The sequence below is a fragment of the Dysosmobacter acutus genome (genome assembly GCF_018919205.1).
Classification (GTDB): domain Bacteria; phylum Bacillota; class Clostridia; order Oscillospirales; family Oscillospiraceae; genus Oscillibacter; species Oscillibacter acutus.
In genome coordinates, this window is the sequence record NZ_JAHLQN010000001.1 from 3,122,656 (window position 1) to 3,138,380 (window position 15,725).

A 15,725-nucleotide genomic window follows, 5' to 3' on the forward strand; every position below is an offset into this window, starting at 1 on the left:
TAGACAATGCCCAGCCGTATCATTAAGGAAACGATCATCATCAGCGAGTCTTTGACCGCAATCAGCGCCGAAGCCGAACGGTTCTTCTGGCGCCTGGTCGTGAAGGCCGACGACTTCGGCCTGTACTATGGCGACCCCCGTATTCTGGCTTCCCTGTGCTTCCCCCAGAAGCCCCCTTCCGAACAGAAAATCCGGTCCTGGCTGAACGAACTGGTTCGGGAAGACATGGTGGGGACCTACACGGCCCCCGAAGACGGGAAGAAGTACCTGAAACTTCTGAACTGGGGCAAATGCCAACAGACCAGGGCGAAGTCCAGCAAATACCCTGAACCGTCTTCGTTTGATAGCAAATGCAAACAGGCGAATGGAAATCAAATGCTTGCAAATGTCCCCGTAAACGTAAACGAGAACGAAAACGGAAACGATAACGAAAACGAGAAGCGCGCCCATTCGGGGCGCGGGGCGGCGGACGGTTTTGACCGGTTCTGGGCTTCCTATCCCCGACGTGTCGGGAAGAAGGACGCCGTGGCCGTCTGGAAGAAGATCAGTCCTGACGACGCCCTGGTCGACCGGATCGTGGCCGGCGTGGAACGCTGGAAGCGGTCCGAACAATGGACGAAGGACGAAGGCCGCTTCATTCCCTACCCCGCGACCTTCCTTCGCGGCGAACGCTGGAACGAGTCCGACGGCGTGAAGCCGGCCGCCGTTCCGCCGGCGGCGAAGGACTACGGCGACGACGACTTCCTGGGCGGTGACGACCATGAATGACTTTACCGACGTTCTGGAAACCATCGCCCAGAACGCCAGACGCGGCCATGAGCGCGCCGGCGACTACCGCGGCGAAGACGGCCTTCTGTATTGCGGCCGGTGCCGCACCAGGAAGGAACACCGCCTGGAACTGGACACCGACCCGCCGAAGGTGGTCACGGTGCCGGTCATGTGCAAGTGCGAGGAAGAGCGTCAGGAAGCCCAGCGCAAGGAAGAAGAGCGGATCAAGTTCCGCCAGGACTGCGAACGGCTTCGCCGCGACGGGATCACAGACCCGTCCTATTTGGTCAACACCTTCGCCCAGGACGACAACCGGAACCCCGCCGTTTCGGACGTGTGCCGGAAGTACGTCGACCATTGGGAGGAAATGAAGGCCGACAACATCGGAATCCTGTTCTATGGCGGCGTCGGGACCGGAAAGTCCTTCCTGGCCTGTTGTATCGCGAACGCCCTGATCGACCGCTGTGTGAAGGCCAGCGTGACGAACTTCCCCCGCATTATGAACCGCCTTCAGGGCTTCGGAGAGGACAAGCAAGGCTTCCTGGACAAGCTGAACCGCTATGACTGCCTGGTGATCGACGACCTGGGCGTCGAGCGGGACACGTCCTATTCCGTCGAGCAGATTTACAACGTCGTCGACGCCAGGTCCCGTTCAGGGAAGCCCCTGATCGTGACGACGAACCTGTCCCTGGACGACCTTCGGAACCCGTCGTCTATGGGCTACGCCCGTATTTATGACCGCGTCCTGGAAATGTGTCCGATCAAGCTGAAACTGGCCGGCGACTCCCGAAGGACCGTCAACGCGGCCGCGCGCCGCGACAGGGCGAAGGAAATCCTGGGAATGTGAAGGAGGGCCGCAAGTGGAAACCTGGAAAGTGACGATCCCTGGCCTTTTACCTGGCCTGAATGAGTACATAGACGCGGAACGCGCCGTCAAGGGCAAGTACAAGGCCGCCGCCATGAAGAAACAGGCCGAAAACGTGATCGGCTTCATGGTGAAGACCCAGCTTCACGGCGTCCGCTTCGACCGGCCGGTGATCATTCATTACCGCTGGATCGAGCCGAACCGCCGCCGCGACAAGGACAACGTCGCCTTCGCGAAGAAGTTCATTCAGGACAGCCTGGTCCACGCCGGCGTCCTGGTGAACGATGGCTGGAACCAGATTGAGGGCTTCACGGACGACTTCGCCGTGGACCCGAAGAACCCCCGTGTGGAAGTGACTATCGAGATATTCGAAGGAGGAAAACAACATGGCAAATATTAAGACTTTGAAGGACAAGACCCCTGGAAGCGTCTTCGACGCCGGTCCGATCGACGTCCGCGTCCTGGATCACATGACCAACGGAACGACCCTTCTGGTTGCCGACAGGTCGGCCGCATGGCGCCCCTTCTCCCTGGAACCCCTGAAGACCCGTCCGGAGGAAGCCCCTACCCCTTACCCGAACGACTTCAGCCTGTCCTATCTGAAGGACGAACTGAACGGCCCCTTCCTGACGGCCTTCGACGCCGCCGGCGGTCCGATCCGTTCCGCGAACATCGTAGAAGCGAACTGGTCCCTGGCAGATCACCGCGGCGGCTTCGGCTACGGTAACATGAAGGCGAAGATCAGCCTTCTTCCTGAAGCCCTGTTCCTGAAGTACAAGGCCCTTCTGTCCCTGGACGACTGGTGGTGGCTTGCGACCCCGCGCGCCGGCCACGCGGGCAACGCGCGCAATGTCAACACGGGCGGCAGTCTGAGCAACAGCAACGCGTACATCGGCTACTACGGCGTCCGGCCGGCTTTCTTCGCGGAATCTGGAATCATTCTGGAATCCGACGGCGGCGAAGCGGTGGAAGGCCATGAATAATACCGTGACGACCCGTGAGTGGATCGGCCGGCGGCGCCTTCGGGCGTCCGTCGACCGGACCCTGGGCGTGAAGGTGCCGAAGGCGGTCTTCGACGAAGCGGAAGCATACGCCAGACGGAAGATGGCCTTCCAGAACGAAGCCCTGGGCCTGGACCGCGGCGACGAATACCTGGAACTTCTGATCCCCGACGTGATCCGCGAAATGGCCCTGGCGGCCAGGTATGACGGAAGGAGGGCGACGGCGTGATCCCATTTCCCGACAAGAAGTATTCCGTGATCTACGCGGACCCGCCCTGGTCCTACTCCGGCGGCGGTGCTACGCGGAACGTGACAAGGCATTACCACACCATGAAGCCGGAAGACATCTATTCCCTTCCGGTCCAGAACATCGCCGCGGACGACTGCCTTCTGTTCCTGTGGGCCACGTTCCCGAACCTGGACGTCGCCCTGGAAACGATCCGGCGCTGGGGCTTCCGATATAAGACCGCCGCCTTTGTCTGGGTAAAGCGAAACCGGAAAACCCCGTCCTGGTTCTGGGGCCTGGGTAACTGGACGCGATCAAACCCCGAAGTGTGCCTTCTGGCGACCAGGGGGAAGCCGGAGCGCGCAGACGCGCACGTCCATAGCGTGATCGACGCGCCGATCGGCCGGCACAGCGAGAAGCCGGCGGAAACCCGCGACAGGATCGTCCAGCTTGCGGGGGGGGCGCTATGATCGAACTTTTCGCCAGAAAGACCGCCCCTGGCTGGGACGCCTGGGGCGACGAAGTGGAAGGAGATAATGACCATGAGTGAAGGCGTTTTCGGCAAGAACGCAGACCTGGCCCAGCGCCTGAAGGACCGGATCGCGTTCCACGCCAACGAACACCGGCACACCTACGAGATCGGGAAGGGCGTCATGGACCCCCTGGTCCTGGACCTTCTGGCCGACTTCCGTGACGCCGGCGGTGTGATCCTCCCCGTGAAGCCGAACGGGACGGTCTGGCTGATCCGGCGCCGCCGCGTCGTGTCGGCGACCGTCATGTTCGTCGGAGCGGGAGCGGACGGCCTGACGTCCTTCAGCGTCCTTCGCGGACGCCTGGGGACGACGGCCTGGTCGTCCGAGCAGTTCACCGAACACGACATCGGGAAGATGGTCTTCCTGACGAAGGAAGCGGCCGAAGCGGCCCTGGAAGGCGGCGGAGCATGGCAACAGTAAAGGAAATTGCCGCGTATGTCTGCGACAAACTGGCCGGAAAAGTCCTGATTCATAGATATGACGCCTATTCCACGAACAGCGTCTACTTGAAGTTCGACTACGGCCTGGGGAACAGTCTTCGCCTTTCTGACCATACAGGGAAAGCCGGTCTGAACTACCGTTTCAATATCATCACGACCCTGAAGAGCCTGGGAATAGAAACGTCCGGAGAATACCCCCGCTTTTATTATCCGCCCGACATGGTGGACAAGGCGATCGCCGACATCATGGAAGGCATCACAGAAAAACACGGCCGGTATCGTGACTATGAAAAGGCCCTGGAAACCGCACGGGCCAGGACGAAGGGCGAACGTGGCTTCTGGGAGCAAGCCCGACTTGTGAAAGGCGACGGAGCATGGAAGGAATAGCCCGCGACCGCTGTCCGCTGTGCGGCGACTGCGAGTTCTTCGGCGACTATGACAAGGCGGTCGTCGGTCCCTGGGAACCTGTCCCAGGGACAAACGGCCGGCAGTATAGGACCGCCCTTCTGGGCTTCGATGAAGCCGCCGGCGCGATTTGTAAACGCCCACGGACAGGAACGAAGACCCGTGTCTATGCGGAAGTGCCGGCCTGTCCACACTTCGAGCCGAAGACCTGGACGCGGCCGGAATATTGCCACGACTGCGACCGAAAGCACGGTGAAATGACGGACGGTTCGATCCTGTGTGACGGTTGGCCTGAATACCGAAAGGAAGGCGACACCGCCTGTCAGAACGGAAAAATCGCCTTCGGGAAGAACCTGTCCCTATTCTGACGCCATGAAGAGCCACGATCAGAAATACCACGAAGGAGGCGAAGGCCATGACATTCCTTGAAGAGGTCCGCCGGAAGGTCGAGAAGGAAGAAAAGGCGTGTGTGACGTGCGGGAACCTGGTCCGCATAGGCGGGACGCTGATCGGCTGTGTAGCCCACGACAAACTGATCCTTCCGAACTATCCGCCCTACTTCGGACAGAAGCCATGTCCGGACTGGAAGCCCTGAATGGCCCAGAAGAAGCGCCAGGGCGTCCCGCCGGCGATCCAGTATTCCATATTTGAAGGCGGCGATGTCTTCGTCTGCCCCTTCTGCTGTGCCGACCTTGCACGGACCGAAGCTGGAATCCCGCGCAAGTGTCCAGAGTGCGGACAACCCATAGAAAGGAAGCAAAGCCATGATCGGAAGAAGGCGTAAGAACTTGCCGAAGTGGCGCTACGACTTCAACTGTCGGAAGTGCGACAATATCCAGTTCATCGACGACCCCGCGCGCGGCCGCCTGGGCGACTACTGCGTGGCGTGTGTGGAAGCCTTCGACCAGGGGCGGCCGAACCCGATCCACGCCGACGACGACCGCGTCGTCCGGTGCGATTGCTTTCGGCCGATCCCCGAACCTGAAGAGGAAGAACAGAAAGAAGGTGAACACACATGATGAAGCGTTTTCTGACCGGCGTCCTGTCCATCGTCGCGGGAACGGCCCTGGTGCTGACGTCCTTCGCCGGTGCGTGTTCCGAAGACGCCGGAAGTGTAAGCGGACCCCCAGCCCAGGAAACGCCGCCAGCGGCCTTCCAGGGGCCTTCTGGAACCCTTTCCGAAATGGAAACAGTTCCGGAGCCTGACCCAGAGCCGGAACCGGAGTGGATCGAAGCCGTGGCGACTGCGTACTGTTCATGCGAAATCTGCTGTGAAGAATGGGCGCTGAACCGGCCGGACGGGATCGTCTACACCGCCAGCGGCGCCGAAGCTGTCCAGGGCGTGACGATCGCCGCCGACTGGTCGATCTACCCGCCAGGGACCGTCCTGTTCGTGGAAGACCTGGGCGAAATGGTCGTCCAGGACCGCGGCGGAGCGATCCAGGGCCAGAAGATCGACGTCTACTTCGAGAGCCACGACGACGCCCTTCAGTTCGGCCGCCAGAATGTCCGATTCTACATAGTGAACGACTGAAAGAAACTGAAATCAAATGATAGCACGGGCAAGCGGACGAAGTCCGACTTGCTATCGTGCAGAAAGGAAACAGAACAGACATGGAGATCAAAGACATCGTTCAGAAGGCACACGACAACGCCGTCAAGCACGGCTTCTGGGACCCGCCCCTTCCATTCGGGACGGCGATCGCGCTGATCCATAGCGAACTTTCCGAAGCCCTGGAAGAGGAACGCGCCGGCCGGCCCCTGGTCTGGTATCATTGCACGGAGGGCGACCCGTCCCTTCCCTGTGACCCCGCGGACGAAACCGAGTGCTTCCAGTACGGCCACGAAGACGCCTGTCAGTACAGGAACCAGAAGCCCGAAGGCGTGGCCGTGGAACTGGCCGACGCCGTGATCCGGATCGCGGACCTGTGCGGCCACCTGGGAATCGACCTGGACGCCGTGATCGCGGAGAAGATGGCCTACAACGCCGGCCGCCCCTATAAGCACGGAAAACGGTTCTGAAAGGCGGCGACACCATGAATCAAGTTCAACTGATCGGCCGAATGGCCCGTGAACCGGAATTAAGGCGCACGGAGAAGGGGACGCCCGTCGTGTCCTTCGCCCTGGCTGTCGACCGCCGCTTCCAGCGCGACACCGTGGATTTTGTGGACTGCGTGGCGTGGCGCGGGACGGCGGAGTTCGTGAACAAGTATTTCCGCAAGGGGAAGCGCGTCGCCCTGACCGGTTCGATCCAGGTCCGAAAGTGGAAGGACAAGGAAGGCAACGACCGGAAGACGGTCGAAGTGGTCGCCGACTCCGTGGAGTTCGCCGACGGCAAGGACCAGGGCGCCGGTTCCTACGCCGCCGACCAGATGGCCGCCGCCGCGGACCAGCAGTTCACGGAGGTCGAAGACGACGACGGAGAACTTCCGTTCTGACACACCCCAGAAGAAAGGCGGTGAAACGCATGGATCAGAATGAAAAGGAAGAGAAGCGGAAAGCCTGGGTACGCTTCCGCGTCATGGACGTCCTTCGCAACCACGACCAGGAAGCGCGCGTCATAGAATCCCAGATCGCGGCGGAGCGGGCCGCCCTGGCCGAAGACCTGAAGGAAATCCTGGAATCCGCCTTCCCTTCCGGCCAGCTTTCCGACGCCGGCGTCCGCGTCCAGTCCTCCCCAGACTCAGACGCCCGAATGGTGAACATGGTCACACGGACGGAGAAGCGCCGGAACACCGCCGACCGCCGGATCGGCGCCCTGGAACGTCAGGCCCAGCAGATCGAAGACGTCCTGTCCGCGATCCTGGACATGGACAGCCAGTCGAAGTGTGTCCTTCTGGCCCTGTATTACCCCTTCCGATCCTACAAAGAAGCGGCCGACTTCCTCCACATGGCGAAGGCCACGATCTACCGCCAGAGGAAAACGGCCCTGGACTCCCTATTCGCCACCATGTATAAATCCGATTCCTTCCGCTGAAAGATGAATACAGGTGAATACACATGAGACTTTCAATCTGCAAATCCATGTGGTAGAATTATAGTCGGGAACAGCGTGTTCCCCCTCCTTTTGAATAGGGTACAGAAAGACGTCCTTTCGGGGGCGTCTTTTTTGTACCCGCTTTCAGAGGATCACGAAGAAAGGACGGTGTGAATCATGGCGAAGATCACGAAGAAGAATGAAGTCTTCTGTGAAGAATATCTGATCGACCTGAACGCGACCCAGGCCGCGATCCGCGCCGGATATTCTCCGGATTCCGCGGGAAGTATTGGATTTGAATTGCTGAAGAAACCTGAAATTCGCGCGCGCATTGACCAGGCGATGGCCGAAAGGTCGAAGCGGACGGGGATCAACGCCGACCGCGTCCTTCGCGAACTGGGCCGGATTGCCTTCCTGAACCCGAAGGACGTGATCGACCTTGACACGGCGAAGGTCCTGGACACCGCCACCGAAGACGACCTGGCCGTGATCGCCGGCGTCAAGGTGAAGCAGACCCCGACAGAGTTAGGAACGAGCGTCGAACGCGAAGTGAAGATGGCCGACAAGCTGAAGGCCCTGGAACTGTGCGGCCGTCACCTGGGAATGTTCAAGGACAATCCTGAAGCGAACGCCCCTGTGACGGTGGTGATCAACTATGACTACGGCGGCGAAGGTTGAGTTCAAGGCGTCCGCCCAGTTCAACCCCGTCTTCCGCCCCGTCAACGAATGGCGCGGCCGCTACCGCATTTTGAAGGGATCGGCCGGTTCTGGGAAGTCCGTGAACATCGCCCAGGACTACATAGCGAAGCTGTCCGACCCCGCCTATACCGGCGCGAACCTTCTGGTCGTCCGGAAGATCGAGGAAACGAACCGCGATTCCACCTTCGCGGAACTTCAGGCCGCGATCTACCGAATGTTCGGTCCCTATGCCGAACGTTTCTGGAAGGTCAACCTGAACCCCCTGGCCCTGGAATGTAAGATCACAGGGAACCGGATCATATTCCGCGGCGTGAAGGACCAGCGCCAGCGGGAGAAGGTGAAGTCCATCACCTTCAAAAACGGAAAACTGGTCTGGATATGGTGCGAGGAAGCGACGGAACTTCTTTCCGAAGACGTCGACATTCTGGACGACCGTCTTCGCGGCAAGCTGGACGGCATGAATCCGAACCTGTATTACCAGATCACAATGACCTTCAACCCCGTCAGCGCGACGCATTGGATCAAGGCCAGATACTTCGACAAGGCCGATCCGGACGTCCTGGCCCATCATTCCACCTATAAGACGAACCGGTTCATAGACCCCGCCTATTATCGCCGCATGGAGCGCCGCAAGGAAGAAGACCCTGAAGGCTATCGCGTCTACGGCCTGGGCGAATGGGGCGAACTGGGCGGCCTGATCCTGACGAACTTCGAAGTCCACGACTTCAAGGTCAACAGGGACGCCTTCGACGCCTTCTACTACGGCCAGGACTTCGGCTACAACCACGCGAACGCGATCCTGGGCGTCGGCTGGAAGGACGGCGAAGTCTATATCTGTTCCGAAATCTACGTCTTCGAGAAGGACACCGAAGAGATCATCGGCCTTGCAAATCAGGCGAAGGTCGACCGGCGTGTGGAAATGTTCTGTGATTCTGCGGAGCCGGACCGGATCAAGACCTGGCAGAAGGCCGGCTTCCGTGCCTACCCCGTGAAGAAAGAGCCTGGAAGCGTGAAGGCACAAATCGACTGGCTGAAGGGCCGGAAAATCCACATTCACCCTTCCTGTGTGAACGTCCTGAAGGAAGTTCAACAATGGAAGTGGAAAAAGGACCCGACCACGGGCCTTTACATCGACGAACCCGTGGAGTTCATGGACGACGCCATGGCGGCCCTTCGCTATTCCGTCGAACGACTCCGCCGCGGTTCCGCTATTGAAGTTTTGAAATAAGGGAGTGACACCACATGGCCGAATATTCCGTCATGGACCGGATCAACATGATTATTTCCGATCCGGACCACGCGACAATGACCCTGGCCCAGATCGTGACCGAAGAGATCAGGGAGTTCAAGGCGTCCGAGCAGTACGCGAACATGATCCAGGCCGAAGCCTATTACAGAAACCGGACCGACGTCCAGCGGAAGACGAACGACGTCGCGAACCGGTCGAATACCAGGATCGAACACCCGATTCTGAAGAAGCTGGTCGACCAGAAGGCGAACTACCTTCTGGGAAAGCCCTTCACCGTGGACACGAAGAACAGTTCCTACGGCGACGCCCTGAACGACGTCTTCGACCAGACCTTCCGCCGGAAGATCAAGTCCCTGGGGAAGGGCGCCGTGAAGTCCGGTATTGCATGGCTTCAGCCCTACTTCGACGACGGGAAACTGGCCTTCATGCGAATCCCGTCCGCGGAACTGGTCCCGATCTGGCGCGACGCGGAGCGAACGAAGCTGGACGCCTTCATTCGCTTCTATGACCAGGTGATCTACATCGGCACCAGGAAGCACACGATCACCCACGCCGAACTGTGGTGGACCGGCGGCGTCAAATATTTCAAAACCGACGCCTTCGCCGGCACCATCGCCGGCGACTTTATCGTCGACACCGAACACGGCGACGAAGCCAACGACTACACCGAACCCCATTTCACCGTCGGCAACAAGGCCTACAACTGGGACACCGTCCCGATCGTCTGGCTGAAGTACAACGAAGAGGAACTTCCCCTTTGCTACTTCATCAAGGACCTGATCGACGACATCAACTGGCAGACGTCCGTGACCGCCGACGTTCTCCGCGACGTGGCGAAGTTCATCTATGTCCTGAAGAACTACGGCGGCCAGGATTTGGGCGAGTTCATCAAGGACCTGAAGGAACACATGGCAATCAAAGTCACCACCGACGGCGGTGTGGACAAACTTCAGGCCGACCTTAATATCGACGCCGTCATGGCCTTCCTGGATAAACAGCGCCGCGACGTCTACGACTTCGCCGCGGCCGTCGACACGAAGGACCCTGACCTGGGGAACGCGTCCGGAACGGCGATCAATTTCCGCTATATGGACCTGTCGTCCGACTGTGATTCCCTGGCGACCGAACTGAAGGACACCTTCCAGCGCCTGAAACTGTTCATCGACGTTTACCTTCAGATCGCCGGCAAGGGCGACTTTTCGAAGGAAACTTTCGACATCGTCTTCAACATGGACCTTCCCGTCAACGAAACCGACGTGATCCAGAACGCCGTCGCCAGCGAAAGCCTTCTGTCGAAGCGGACGATCCTTCAGAATCACCCCTGGGTGACGGACGCTGACGAAGAAATGGAGCGAATCGACGCGGAGAAGAAGGCCGCTATGGAGGAATACGGCGAAGGCCTGTTCGGCGACGCCCTGGGCGCCGGCAAGGGCCAGAACGGCCAGGGCGACCCCGTGAATGGCGGTGGAGCCGATGGCAACGAATAACCGTGACTACTGGGCCGAACGCGCCCTGACGCGCGAGAACGAAGCCTATCTTCGCGGCGCGAACCTGTCGGGGAAAATGTTCAGGGAGTACGAAGCCGCGGCGAAGTCGATCCGAAGCCAGATCGACAGCTTCTATTCGAAGTACGCCGGCAAGTACGGCCTGACCTATGACCAGGCGGTCCGCCTTCTGTCCAGGAAGGAGTTCCAGGAGTGGAAGGCCACCCTGGGCGACTACGTCGCCACCATCGAAGCCACGACCGATCCCAGCGTGAAGGCGGTCCTGAAGGCGCAACTGGACGCCCTGTCGGCGAACAGTTCCATTTCCCGCCTGGAAGCCCTTCAAGGTCAAATCGACCTGATCCTGAACGACCTGTGGAAACGCGGCGTCGAGCAGATGAAGGAAGAACTGGGCGACGGCTTCGTCGAAGGCTACTACAAGAAGTCCTATGACCTCCAAAGCCGCGCCGGCTTCTACAATGAGATTGCGAAGATCGACGCTTCCGCCGTCGAAGACGCCGTGTCCTATCCCTGGTCCGGCGCCATGTTCTCCGATCGCCTGTGGCAGTCGAAACAGGCCCTGGTCTTCAACACCAGGGAGATCATCACCCAGGGCCTGATCCAGGGAAAAAGCGTGGGCGTCATGGCGTCCGCCCTTTCCTCCCGAATGGGCCAGTCCTACAAAAACGCCGAACGCCTGATCCGCACCGAAACCGCCCATATCCACGCAGAAGCCGACAGAAGGGCCTACAAGGAAGCCGGCGTCGCGGAATATGAATATATGGCCGCGGTCAACGAACGCACCTGTGACACTTGCGGCGCCCTGGACGGCCGCCGTTTCAAGGTCGACGACGCGGAACCTGGCGTCAACTACCCGCCCATTCACCCGAACTGCCGCTGTACGACGGTCGAATATGACCCCGAAGAGGCCCTGGACTGGCTGAACAGCGGGGAGCCTATGCCGAAGCGGACCACCTATCAGGAATGGTACAGCCGGCAGACGGCCGCGAACGGTCAAGGTTCGGTTGAAGTCGAACGGAAGAAAGCGTATAATATCAAGGCAGACCAGGAGCAATTCGACGCCTTCCTGGGCGTCCTTCCGGACGGTGAAGTCCCGTCCACCCTGGACGCCTTCCAGAACGTGAAATACACGAATCCGGAGAAATGGCGCCAGATGAAGGCGAAGGTCCGCCTTTACAACAGCGCCGCTATCCGCGGCACCCTTCCCGAAGCGGCGTCCGCGTCGGCGCCCCAGGACAAACTTCAGGGCTATCTTCTGAACCACGAACACCCCCGCGGGAAGGAAAAAGCCCATGTGATTAACCATGTCCTGGGCTACAATGTGGAAAACTGGGAAACCTTCCAGAAGAAACTTCTGACGGAGGTCCAGAAGTCCCCTGTGACGAAGACCGTGTCCACGCAGTTCGGTGAACGATACACCGTCCCCGTGATCCTGTATGGCCGGAAGGACCGGTTCCTTCGTCTGAACACCGTCTGGCAGATCGACACCGGCGGGAAGGCCCCGCATTTCATCACGGCAACGCCGGAAAGGAAGAAGTGACAGCCTATGTTTGAATTATATGACACCGTCGTCCTTCTGGAAGACGACCCTGAAACCGGCGTCAAGGCCGGCACGGAAGGGACCGTCGTCTATATCCAGGGCAACGGGGAAGCCTATACCGTCGAGTTCTTCGACGAAAACGGGGACACGATCGAAGACGCCCTGTTCAAGGACTTCCTTCCGTCACAACTGAAGAAGAAGTAAACGTCGGCCGACTGGCCGGCGTTTTCTTATACCCTTTTCCAGGTGGAACAGGTGTCGCCTTCGGGCGGCGCCTTTTTCATAATACAAGCCGCACCCGTCCGGCGACCAGGCGGGACCGCGAAGGGCGTGGAAGCCGCCATATAAACAGCGGAGAAAGGAACACCTATGATCATTGAAGGAATCAGAAATCTTCTGGGCGAAGACCTGGCGAAGCAGGTCGAAGCGGCGCTGAAGGGCAAGGGCAAGGACGGAAAGGACGTCGACCTGGTGATTGGGAACGACGGGACCTTCGTTCCGGCCGAAAAGTACAACGGCGCCAACAGCGGGAAGGCCAGCGCGGAAAACGCCCTGAAGGCGGCCGCGGAAGCCCTGAAGGCTGTCGGCGGTTCCGGCGATCCGGCAAAGATCGCGGACGACGTCAAGGTCGCGAAGGAGAAGTTCGACACCCTTCAGACGACCCACGCCGCCGAACTTGCGAAGATCAGCAAGCGGTCCGCCCTTCAGATGGCCTTGAACGGGAAGGTCTATGACCCTTCCGACATCATCGGCCTTCTGGACATGGACAAGATCGAAGTCAGCGACGACGGAAGCCTGAAAACCGACCTGGAAGGCCTTCTGAAGCCGATCAAGGAGTCGAAGGCGTACCTGTTCAAGGAAGACCCCGCAAAGACCCCGCCCGTCCACGGCGCGACGCCGGCCGATCCTGGCCCGAAGGCGCCGCCGGCGGCCGGCAAGGTAGACGGCCCCGTCTGCCTGTAAACCACACCACCAAAAACGAAAGGAATGATACACAATGGCAAGAACTAAAGCTATCAGCCTGATCCAGAGCGGTTCCACGAAGGCCGACCTGGCCGAACTGTCCGGCCTGGTGATCGCGAACATTCAGAAGGACACCCTGGCCCAGGGCCTGAAGTCCCAGGCCTACACCGGCAACCCCGCCAGCGGTTCCGTCGAGTTCAAGCGTTTCAAGAACAGCGCGTCCCAGCCCTACGGCACCGCGCGCACCGCGAACAAGGGAACCGCGATCACCGTTCCCCCGACCCCTGTCAACCTGGACACCCACCGCGAGATCGTCGAGGAAGCCGCGAAGTTCGACCTGGACACCTTCGGCGTGACGAACATCATGGCGCGCCGCGCCGACAACCACGTCGACACCGTGGCCGCGGAGTTCGACGCCGCCTTCTTCCAGACCGCCTTCGACGCCGGCACCGCCTACACCCCCGACGCCAGCGCCACGATCGAAGAAATCCTGGAAGGCCTGATCCAGAGCGTGGAAACCGTGAAGAACGACTACGTCCGCGGCGTTCCCCGTAACCTGATCCGCCTGGTTCTGGACCCCGTCACCTACGGCAAGGCCAGAAACTACCTGGACAAGAACACCAACAACGCCAACGTCGACACCGCGGCGGAGGACTTCGCCATGTTCCACGGCGTCCGCGTCTATTCCTCCATCAATCTTCCCGTGAAGACTGAAACCGTGGAAACCACGAAGACGAAGACCACCACCTGTCACGGCGTCGCCATGATCGAAGGCGCGATCGCACAGCCGGCGGTCATTTACCCCTACAAGGAGCCGGAGAAGATCCCCCTGTCCAACGACTACGGCGTGTCCATGTTCTTCGACTACGGCACGAAGGCCCTGACCCCCGACCTAATCTTCACCTACTCCACCAGCGTCACTTCCACCTGATCGGCGTGACGCCCGTTTGAAAGGAGGAACAGAACGTGAAGTTCAAGCACATTAGAACCGGCGCGATCCTGGAACCCCATAGCGACTTCGTTCTGGAACAGTTCCAGAAGTCCCCTGACCTGATCCCCTTCGACGATCCGGAGCCTGTCGCCGCCCCTGGCGACGGCGACAAGCCCCTGTCGAAGTTCACGAAGGACGAACTTCTGGAAATGGCCCAGGAAGCCGGAATCGCGGTCCCTGACGGCGCGAAGAAGGCGGAGATCATCGACCTGATCGAAGCCCTGAAGCAGAACTGACGGGGCCGCCGAAAGGTGGTCTATCATGCTGAAAGAAATCCTTGCTTCCCTGGAAGGCCTGACCGACCTTGAAAGGGCCGAAGTCCTTCGGACGCTTATGTCCGGACAGACGGTCCTTCAGAAGGTCAAAACCCTTCTGGGGATCACCACGGAGGACCAGGACGACGTTCTGGAATATGTGATCCAGACCGTTCAGACCCTGGTCCTTCGCTATATCAACTGGGACGAACTCCCCCTGGAACTGGAAAACGTCCTGGCTGTCATGTGCGTCAGCTACTACAAGGCCGCCGGACTGGGAACCACCGCGGCGGCGCCTGGGGCCGTGTCTTCCGTGAAGCGCGGCGACGTCCAGACGTCCTTCGCGGTCGGTTCCGGTTCTTCCGGATCGGCCGGCACCTTCAACCTGGGGAACGACAACGGGGACTTCTTCGGCTGGAAGACAGTCCTGAACGAATACCGGAAGTTAAGGTGGTGACGGAATGGCCTTCGGAAGCCCCGCGGCGGAGCGCGCCGCGATCGAAAGCACCTATGAAGACACCGCCACCGTCTACCGGACAGCACCAAAAAGGGGCGCGAACTGCCTGTCCGCAAGCGTCCCCGACGTGGTGTATTCTGGTATCATTTGCGCGCTGTCGTATTCAGGTACAAACAGCAGTATGCAGACAAACGCACAACAGAACATCGACCACGACGCCGTCGTCTTTGCCGGTCCGGACCTGAAGGTTCTTCCTGGCGACATGATCGTCGTGAAGCGGTTCGGTCGCGACGACCCTTCCAGCACCCAGGAAGTGACGTTCGAAGTGATCGGCCGCCCGTCGGTGTATGCCACCCACCAGGAAATCAAAGTAAAGGACGGTGATCTGTCGTGACCTTGAACGACTTCCTGGAAGCGATCGCGAAGAAGCTGATCGCCAGGTGGCCCGCCCGTCACGTTTTCGTCAACCGGATTCCGGCCGAAGCTGACGGGAACTTCTATGTCCGCGTGATCGAAACCACCCAGGAACAGAAGCTGGACCGCCGCCGCGTCAGGACGACGCGGTTCGAAGTCTGTTATCTTCAGGCGGACAGGGACAACCTGTCCTTCAATACCTGGCTGGAAGCTATGCTGGACGACTTCGAAACCCTTTCCGTCTTCGAGAAGACCGAGGACGGGACGGACGTCTTCCGGTCACTTCGGCTGACGAACATCGCGGCAAACCAGGACGGCGACGAACGGTTCTTTTCCTTCCGCTTCGACGCCCGACTGAACTTCGTGATCACGCCCGACGTGATCCCGTCCATGTATTATCTGGATCAGAACAACACGATCAAATCGGAGGTCTGACAA

At 59.8% G+C, this 15,725-nt stretch carries 26 protein-coding genes; all 26 read left to right on the plus strand.

Translation table 11 applies throughout. The features are described from left to right. Positions 1-6 precede the first annotated feature (6 nt). Positions 7-768, plus strand: coding sequence for a hypothetical protein (locus tag KQI82_RS15240; RefSeq protein WP_216633530.1), 762 nt, complete (start codon positions 7-9; stop codon positions 766-768). Next, positions 761-1,615, plus strand: coding sequence for an ATP-binding protein (locus KQI82_RS15245; RefSeq protein WP_216633531.1), 855 nt, complete (start codon positions 761-763; stop codon positions 1,613-1,615). The genes KQI82_RS15240 and KQI82_RS15245 overlap by 8 nt, the downstream gene beginning before the upstream one ends. A gap of 13 nt (positions 1,616-1,628) precedes the next feature. Next, entirely contained in the window at positions 1,629-2,033 is a 405-nt protein-coding gene (locus tag KQI82_RS15250) for a RusA family crossover junction endodeoxyribonuclease (protein WP_216633532.1), read from the plus strand. Further along, on the plus strand, positions 2,020-2,616 hold the full coding sequence (locus tag KQI82_RS15255) for a DUF6273 domain-containing protein (protein WP_216633533.1): 597 nt from the start codon (positions 2,020-2,022) through the stop codon (positions 2,614-2,616). The genes KQI82_RS15250 and KQI82_RS15255 overlap by 14 nt, the downstream gene beginning before the upstream one ends. Next, positions 2,609-2,863, plus strand: coding sequence for a hypothetical protein (locus KQI82_RS15260; RefSeq protein WP_216633534.1), 255 nt, complete (start codon positions 2,609-2,611; stop codon positions 2,861-2,863). Before KQI82_RS15255 ends, KQI82_RS15260 begins: the two co-directional genes overlap by 8 nt. Then, positions 2,860-3,330, plus strand: coding sequence for an MT-A70 family methyltransferase (locus KQI82_RS15265; protein ID WP_478213754.1), 471 nt, complete (start codon positions 2,860-2,862; stop codon positions 3,328-3,330). The genes KQI82_RS15260 and KQI82_RS15265 overlap by 4 nt, the downstream gene beginning before the upstream one ends. A 72-nt stretch (positions 3,331-3,402) precedes the next feature. Next, the gene (locus KQI82_RS15270) at positions 3,403-3,813 is read left to right on the plus strand and encodes a hypothetical protein (protein WP_216633535.1); all 411 of its coding nucleotides are present in this window, start codon (positions 3,403-3,405) and stop codon (positions 3,811-3,813) included. After that, entirely contained in the window at positions 3,801-4,220 is a 420-nt protein-coding gene (locus KQI82_RS15275) for a hypothetical protein (protein ID WP_216633536.1), read from the plus strand. Before KQI82_RS15270 ends, KQI82_RS15275 begins: the two co-directional genes overlap by 13 nt. Next, positions 4,208-4,606, plus strand: a complete 399-nt coding sequence (locus KQI82_RS15280) for a hypothetical protein (protein ID WP_216633537.1) — start codon at positions 4,208-4,210, stop codon at positions 4,604-4,606. Before KQI82_RS15275 ends, KQI82_RS15280 begins: the two co-directional genes overlap by 13 nt. A 47-nt stretch (positions 4,607-4,653) precedes the next feature. Beyond that, positions 4,654-4,833, plus strand: coding sequence for a hypothetical protein (locus KQI82_RS15285; RefSeq protein WP_216633538.1), 180 nt, complete (start codon positions 4,654-4,656; stop codon positions 4,831-4,833). Positions 4,834-5,002: 169 nt separating this feature from the next. Further along, positions 5,003-5,257 carry a hypothetical protein gene (locus tag KQI82_RS15290; RefSeq protein WP_216633539.1) on the plus strand — a complete coding sequence of 85 codons (255 nt, stop codon included), beginning with the start codon at positions 5,003-5,005 and terminating at the stop codon, positions 5,255-5,257. Further along, a complete protein-coding gene (locus KQI82_RS15295) occupies positions 5,254-5,772 on the plus strand; it encodes a 3D domain-containing protein (protein ID WP_241426735.1) in 519 nt (172 codons plus the stop codon). Before KQI82_RS15290 ends, KQI82_RS15295 begins: the two co-directional genes overlap by 4 nt. An 80-nt stretch (positions 5,773-5,852) precedes the next feature. After that, a complete protein-coding gene (locus KQI82_RS15300; RefSeq protein WP_216633540.1) occupies positions 5,853-6,260 on the plus strand; it encodes a nucleoside triphosphate pyrophosphohydrolase family protein in 408 nt (135 codons plus the stop codon). Between the two features lie 14 nt (positions 6,261-6,274). Next, the gene (locus KQI82_RS15305) at positions 6,275-6,676 is read left to right on the plus strand and encodes a single-stranded DNA-binding protein (protein ID WP_021751093.1); all 402 of its coding nucleotides are present in this window, start codon (positions 6,275-6,277) and stop codon (positions 6,674-6,676) included. Between the two features lie 29 nt (positions 6,677-6,705). Next, positions 6,706-7,215 (plus strand): hypothetical protein, encoded by a 510-nt coding sequence (locus KQI82_RS15310; RefSeq protein WP_216633541.1) that lies wholly within the window; start codon positions 6,706-6,708, stop codon positions 7,213-7,215. Between the two features lie 177 nt (positions 7,216-7,392). After that, positions 7,393-7,893 (plus strand): terminase small subunit, encoded by a 501-nt coding sequence (locus KQI82_RS15315; RefSeq protein WP_021751090.1) that lies wholly within the window; start codon positions 7,393-7,395, stop codon positions 7,891-7,893. Then, positions 7,871-9,142 carry a PBSX family phage terminase large subunit gene (locus tag KQI82_RS15320; RefSeq protein ID WP_216633542.1) on the plus strand — a complete coding sequence of 424 codons (1,272 nt, stop codon included), beginning with the start codon at positions 7,871-7,873 and terminating at the stop codon, positions 9,140-9,142. Before KQI82_RS15315 ends, KQI82_RS15320 begins: the two co-directional genes overlap by 23 nt. A gap of 14 nt (positions 9,143-9,156) precedes the next feature. Next, positions 9,157-10,650: a phage portal protein gene (locus tag KQI82_RS15325; protein WP_216633543.1), complete on the plus strand. Its 1,494-nt coding sequence runs from the start codon at positions 9,157-9,159 to the stop codon at positions 10,648-10,650. Next, on the plus strand, positions 10,637-12,208 hold the full coding sequence (locus KQI82_RS15330; protein ID WP_216633544.1) for a minor capsid protein: 1,572 nt from the start codon (positions 10,637-10,639) through the stop codon (positions 12,206-12,208). The genes KQI82_RS15325 and KQI82_RS15330 overlap by 14 nt, the downstream gene beginning before the upstream one ends. A 6-nt stretch (positions 12,209-12,214) precedes the next feature. Continuing rightward, entirely contained in the window at positions 12,215-12,412 is a 198-nt protein-coding gene (locus KQI82_RS15335) for a DUF4926 domain-containing protein (protein WP_216633545.1), read from the plus strand. A 165-nt stretch (positions 12,413-12,577) separates the two neighbouring features. Further along, a complete protein-coding gene (locus KQI82_RS15340; protein WP_216633546.1) occupies positions 12,578-13,171 on the plus strand; it encodes a phage scaffolding protein in 594 nt (197 codons plus the stop codon). Between the two features lie 34 nt (positions 13,172-13,205). After that, entirely contained in the window at positions 13,206-14,102 is an 897-nt protein-coding gene (locus KQI82_RS15345) for a hypothetical protein (RefSeq protein ID WP_216633547.1), read from the plus strand. A 35-nt stretch (positions 14,103-14,137) separates the two neighbouring features. Further along, complete coding sequence (locus tag KQI82_RS15350; RefSeq protein ID WP_021751082.1) at positions 14,138-14,398, plus strand: hypothetical protein; 261 nt, start codon at positions 14,138-14,140, stop codon at positions 14,396-14,398. Between the two features lie 25 nt (positions 14,399-14,423). Beyond that, positions 14,424-14,873, plus strand: coding sequence for a phage head-tail connector protein (locus KQI82_RS15355; protein WP_216633548.1), 450 nt, complete (start codon positions 14,424-14,426; stop codon positions 14,871-14,873). A gap of 4 nt (positions 14,874-14,877) precedes the next feature. Beyond that, entirely contained in the window at positions 14,878-15,267 is a 390-nt protein-coding gene (locus KQI82_RS15360; protein WP_216633549.1) for a hypothetical protein, read from the plus strand. Beyond that, positions 15,264-15,722 (plus strand): phage tail terminator family protein, encoded by a 459-nt coding sequence (locus KQI82_RS15365; protein WP_216633550.1) that lies wholly within the window; start codon positions 15,264-15,266, stop codon positions 15,720-15,722. The genes KQI82_RS15360 and KQI82_RS15365 overlap by 4 nt, the downstream gene beginning before the upstream one ends. Positions 15,723-15,725 lie beyond the last annotated feature (3 nt).